3 protein-coding genes are annotated in these 4,892 nt (G+C 45.4%); 2 read left to right on the top strand and 1 reads right to left on the bottom strand.

From position 1 onward, the window contains the following. Positions 1-371: 371 nt before the first annotated feature. Positions 372-1,988, bottom strand: a complete 1,617-nt coding sequence (locus QT987_RS07610) for a Ppx/GppA phosphatase family protein (protein WP_333238694.1) — start codon at positions 1,986-1,988, stop codon at positions 372-374. Positions 1,989-2,198: 210 nt separating this feature from the next. Between QT987_RS07610 and QT987_RS07615 the strand changes: the two genes are divergently transcribed. After that, entirely contained in the window at positions 2,199-3,083 is an 885-nt protein-coding gene (locus QT987_RS07615) for a 4-hydroxybenzoate solanesyltransferase (RefSeq protein ID WP_333238696.1), read from the top strand. 624 nt (positions 3,084-3,707) lie between these two features. Further along, positions 3,708-4,892 (top strand): DUF4114 domain-containing protein (locus QT987_RS07620; RefSeq protein ID WP_333238698.1); only part of this gene is annotated, 1,185 nt, incomplete at its 3' end.

Below are 4,892 nucleotides of genomic sequence, written 5' to 3' on the forward strand. Positions count from 1 at the left end.
AGTGACAGCTCGATCGCCTGAGTGACAGCTCGGTCGCCTGACTGACTCTTTTAAGATACAAGGGGCGGGTTCGCCAAGATATTGAATAGAAACCGGAAAATCTGTAAACCCGCCCCGGCCTTTAATCGCGATCGCTCGACCGGACATGATATGAGACATTATTTCAATCTTTCGTATAGCGTCAGCAAATAGTCATATTGCATTGATTTCTCCTCTCTAAAATTAATCCACGCTGCCTTCGCAAGGCACGCTAGGGCGATCGGGAGGACTGTAGAGTCAAACACAATATTGGTAGTAGACTTGGGATTAAGTTAAAACTGTAGGGGACGCGCGCACCCTACAGTTTCTCGTTTTCAGGCTCGGCTTTGTATTTAAACCGGAACCAGAGTCGGTTCCAAAGTTGCCACTAATTTGAGATTGTACTCATATTCAAAACACGGCTTTTTATAATCCAAACTCCACAGTTCCAGAGCGCAATCATCTTCGGGATTGAGCGGGTGCAACCGTAAGTGAAACTCTCGAACTTCCGGGCGGTATTCGCATTTAAAATTAGAAATTGCGCCAATCTGACGCCTATCTAAAGCCACAGCTAACCGCAGAAAAGGATGCAATTTACTGACGAGTTCCCGGTATTTTTTTGGAAGAACAATAAAATTTTCGTGCTTCTTTTTAGGAGGATTTTTCCGGTGATAGCGAGCCAAATTGGCAATGACTTCAATCTCTGTTTCAGTGTAGCCCAATAACTCACCATTGCGAATTAAATAGTAAGAATGCTTGTGGTGCGCTGAATGGCTGACGTATAAACCGCAGTTGTGTAGAATTGCCGCAGCCCACAGCAACTCGCGTTCTTCGGTTCCCCAATTGTGTAGAATTCCTTGAGTTTGGTCGAATAAATTGAGAGTAAATGCTGCGGTTCTTTCGCTTTGTTCTAAATTGACTTGATATTTGTTAGCCATGTGGAGAATGCTACGCTGGCGGATTGAACCTTGATAGCGTAAGCGGTTTTCAATTAAACCGTGCGCCAGCATCCAGTCAACAATTACGCCTTCTCTCAGAGACCGATCGCACACAGTCAGCGATTCAATTCCTAATAGTATCATAGCTTCCTGCAAAATCAAAGCGCCTGCCAGAATAATTTCCGCCCGCTTGTCCGACATTCCAGGAATTGCCAACCTTTCGGCATAAGAAAGTTTGCGAAAGCGATTGACTAAATCGCGTAAATCTTTTAAACTTAACTGATATCCGGCTAGCGGACTCGGAACAGTTCCCAACTTTTCGCGAGCGTTAATAGCAGCCAGAGTTTCGATGGTTCCAGCAGTGCCAATCAAGCGCAAAGGTTCGCCCTCATGGAATTGAGATCGCAATTCGTCGATCGGTCTTTCCAGCGAAATCCGAATATAAGCTTGCAAATAAGCAAACTCCTCCTTGCTAATCGGGTCAGTTTTGACAAATTGTCCTGTTAAGCGAACAGCACCAATTTTTGTACTGGTGAGACAGCGAGGCTCAGAACTGTCTCCTAAAATCAACTCCGTAGAACCGCCCCCAATATCAATAATCACCTGGGACTGATTGTTAAACTCCATACCCGAAAGAACGCCCAGATAAATTCTCCGCGCTTCTTCCTGACCGGAAATCAAACTAACATTCAGGTCTAATTCGTCAGCAACTTGTTTGAGAAAATCTCGCCCGTTAGGGGCTTCCCGAACCGCACTGGTAGCCACAGCGATAATTTGTTCAGCATTGAAAGTTTTAGCAATATCTAGAAAACGGCTCAGAGTGGCGATCGCCCTTTGCATAACCTCGGGCTTCAAGCACCCTGTCTTAACCTCACAATCGCCCAACCGAACCGTATCTTTTTCTCTAGCAATAATCGTAAACGCAGGCAATTTCGGATCGATCCGCGCCACCACCATGTGAAATGAGTTAGTACCCATATCAATAGCAGCAATAATGCGATTTGACTCCGCAGACGGAAGTGAATTAACCATTGGAGTATCGGGGTTGACAGATATTTATGATTATTTCACGAATCCAGTTAGGCATTCTATTAAATTAGCAAAAATTTGGAATTGCTGACTGGGCAAGACTTTCACCTGTTTTAAATTTCGGCAGAAGTATGCTCGCCAACAGAGATAGTAAGTGATTGTGCCTAAAATTTGATAAAATCTAGAGTTAAAAATATCAAATCTAGAATTGAAATGCTTACACAGCCCGATCGCCAACCCGAATCCACATTGCTAACCGTCGTGAGGCTTTTGAGATGGGACAAACCAGCAGGAAGGCTGATTTTAATGATTCCAGCCCTCTGGGCGGTCTTTTTAGCAGCCCACGGGAGGCCGCCGACAGCATTGGTGGGCGTGATTGTGTTGGGAACCCTAGCCACGAGTGCGGCGGGATGCGTCATCAACGACTTGTGGGATCGCGATATCGATCCCGAAGTAGAAAGAACGCGATCGCGCCCCCTAGCATCCCGCGCCCTCACCGTGCAAACTGGAATAGGAGTTGCTTTAATTTCCTTTGCTTGCGCGGCGATTCTCGCTTTTTATCTCAATCCTTTAAGCTTCTGGCTGTGCGTGGCTGCCGTACCAGTAATTATCTGCTATCCGCTAGCAAAAAGATTTTTTCCAGTGCCGCAATTAGTGTTATCAATTGCCTGGGGTTTTGCAGTTTTAATTAGTTGGAGTGCCGCCGTTGACGAATTAGAATTAGCGACTTGGCTGCTGTGGGGTGCAGTCGTGTTTTGGACGATGGGATTTGATACAGTTTATGCAATGAGCGATCGGGAAGATGATTTGCGTTTGGGCGTGAATTCAAGCGCTATTTTTTTTGGTGATAATGCGGCTAATGCTGTGGGTTTTTTCTTTGTTGGTACTGTCGGTTTGTTAGCGGCAATGGGGATGAATCTGCACTTGCACATTGGTTTTTGGATGGCAATTTGTGCGGCGGCGATTTTGTGGTTTTTGCAGTACAGTCAACTCCGAAATGCGGATCTTCCTAAGCTTGTTTACGGTCAAATCTTTCGCCAAAATGTTTGGGTGGGTTTTGTCATATTAGCGGGGATGATTGTTGGGGAGATTTTTTAGTTTTTTGTAGGGCTTTTCCCGCCGGAAACGGGTGTGAAACTCGAATGATTGAAGTTTGACAGAAGAGGTTCAAATCGATTTAAGCCTGAAAGCCTGTATCTCTCTGCTTTGTATCCAAGTCTCGCACCCCCGCACATCCCCGGGGATGTGCGATGGTTTCTTCATCTTTTTTCAGGATGATTATACATAAATATACTTAGTTATTAATCTAATTGGATTAGACTTTTCAGAGATGTTACTGATGCGCTGGCTTATAAAAACTGATATTATTTTTGTCTATGAGACGAAATTATACTGAATTATTGGAGTATAAAAAACTACGTCTTTTTGTCTGCAGGTATGGAAATTGGTTACAGGCAACACTTTCACCGGAAGAAAATAAATGTCTAACGATGCCATTTCCTACTCGTTATTAAACACTCAGTGTAAAGTTTCATTACAAAACGCATAAAAACTCCGGCGCACTTCTGATAGATATATAGCGGCGGAAAGTTAAGCGAGTTTAACGACTTTCTAACCTTTTGCTGATTAAGTTGAAGTCGCGTGTCGTTACGCGGATTTGCGGCAATTGCTTGGCTGTGTCGGCTGATTTTTTCCATAGAATTTTATCAATAAAGGTGCATCATGTCTAATATATCGATCGGCAATCTGAACGACAACTATTTCTCTATCGACTTCGCAGGTAAAACTGACCCCACAGACACCTATCGTTTTAATCGACTCAATACCGGCAGCTTTCGAGTTACGGCTGAAGGATTTAGTTCCATTGTCGGGATGCAGCTTCTCGACAGTCAGGGAAAAGTCGTCAAAGATATCGAAACAAACGGCACAAATTCAGGAACTTTTAGCATCGATAATTTGGGCGCAACCAATTATGCGCTCAAAATTTCTGCACCCTCCCGCGATACAAATTATCAAGTTAGTTTAACCCCAGATGGCAAAGTTGACCCGCTGACAGGTTTAGGGGTTGACTCCGGCTTTTTTGCTACAGATTCCACGGGACAAGTTGGCTTTGATTGGCTGCACGACGGCGGCAATTATCAAGGTGAAGTTGCCATTTTCAGCGTGCTGGGAATGGAGGAATTCACCCCTGGTTCTCAGGAATTTATCAAAGAAGCAGCAAGACGATCCCTGACCAATTCTACCTTTGGTCACGTAGTAATTTCTGACCCCACAGAAGGTGCAAATCCACTATTTAATGGCAGTTTAGGAGAGGGAAATTATAACGAAGGGCAGTACAGCGGCGCGAAAACATTTCCGATGAAACCGGGAGAAGCTTTTGCGGTGATGCTGGTGCCAAATGGTACGGTGCAAGATGTGTTTAAGAATCCCGGTGCCGGCGGTGACAAACGCCCGCTGTTGTCATTATCTAGCACTAATCCAAATGATGCTTGGTTGTACGGTCAAGTAGCAGATGTCACTGGCAAGGGCAAGGCATTTGCAATGGAAGATCAGCGCGTCGATCAGGGCTCAGATAAAGATTATAACGATTTGGTTTTCAATTTAACAGGCGCGACGGGCAAAGCAGTGTCGATCGACAAAGTGATCGATCCAAGTAAGGATTGGACTAAACTCGATGGCGGCAAGAAATTGATCGATTATGTCAAATCAAAGCAGCCTGTGGCTGTCGCGCCACCTGTGGAAACGCCACCGATTGATCCAAAACCCCCGGTTGCTGTCGCGCCTCCTGTGGAAACGCCACCGATTGATCCAAAACCGCCGGTTGCTGTCGCGCCTCCTGTGGAAACGCCACCGATTGATCCAAAACCGCCTGTGGCTGTCGCGCCACCTGTGGAAACGCCACCGATT

It is taken from the genome of Microcoleus sp. SVA1B4, from assembly GCF_036700545.1.
In the GTDB taxonomy this organism is placed as follows: domain Bacteria; phylum Cyanobacteriota; class Cyanobacteriia; order Cyanobacteriales; family Microcoleaceae; genus Microcoleus.

What these genes read in the sequence shown, in the direction of transcription:
- QT987_RS07610 (WP_333238694.1), bottom strand. Translation starts at nt 1,988, where the DNA reads ATGGTTAATTCACTTCCGTCTGCGGAGTCAAATCGCATTATTGCTGCT.
- QT987_RS07615 (WP_333238696.1), top strand. Translation starts at nt 2,199, where the DNA reads ATGCTTACACAGCCCGATCGCCAACCCGAATCCACATTGCTAACCGTC.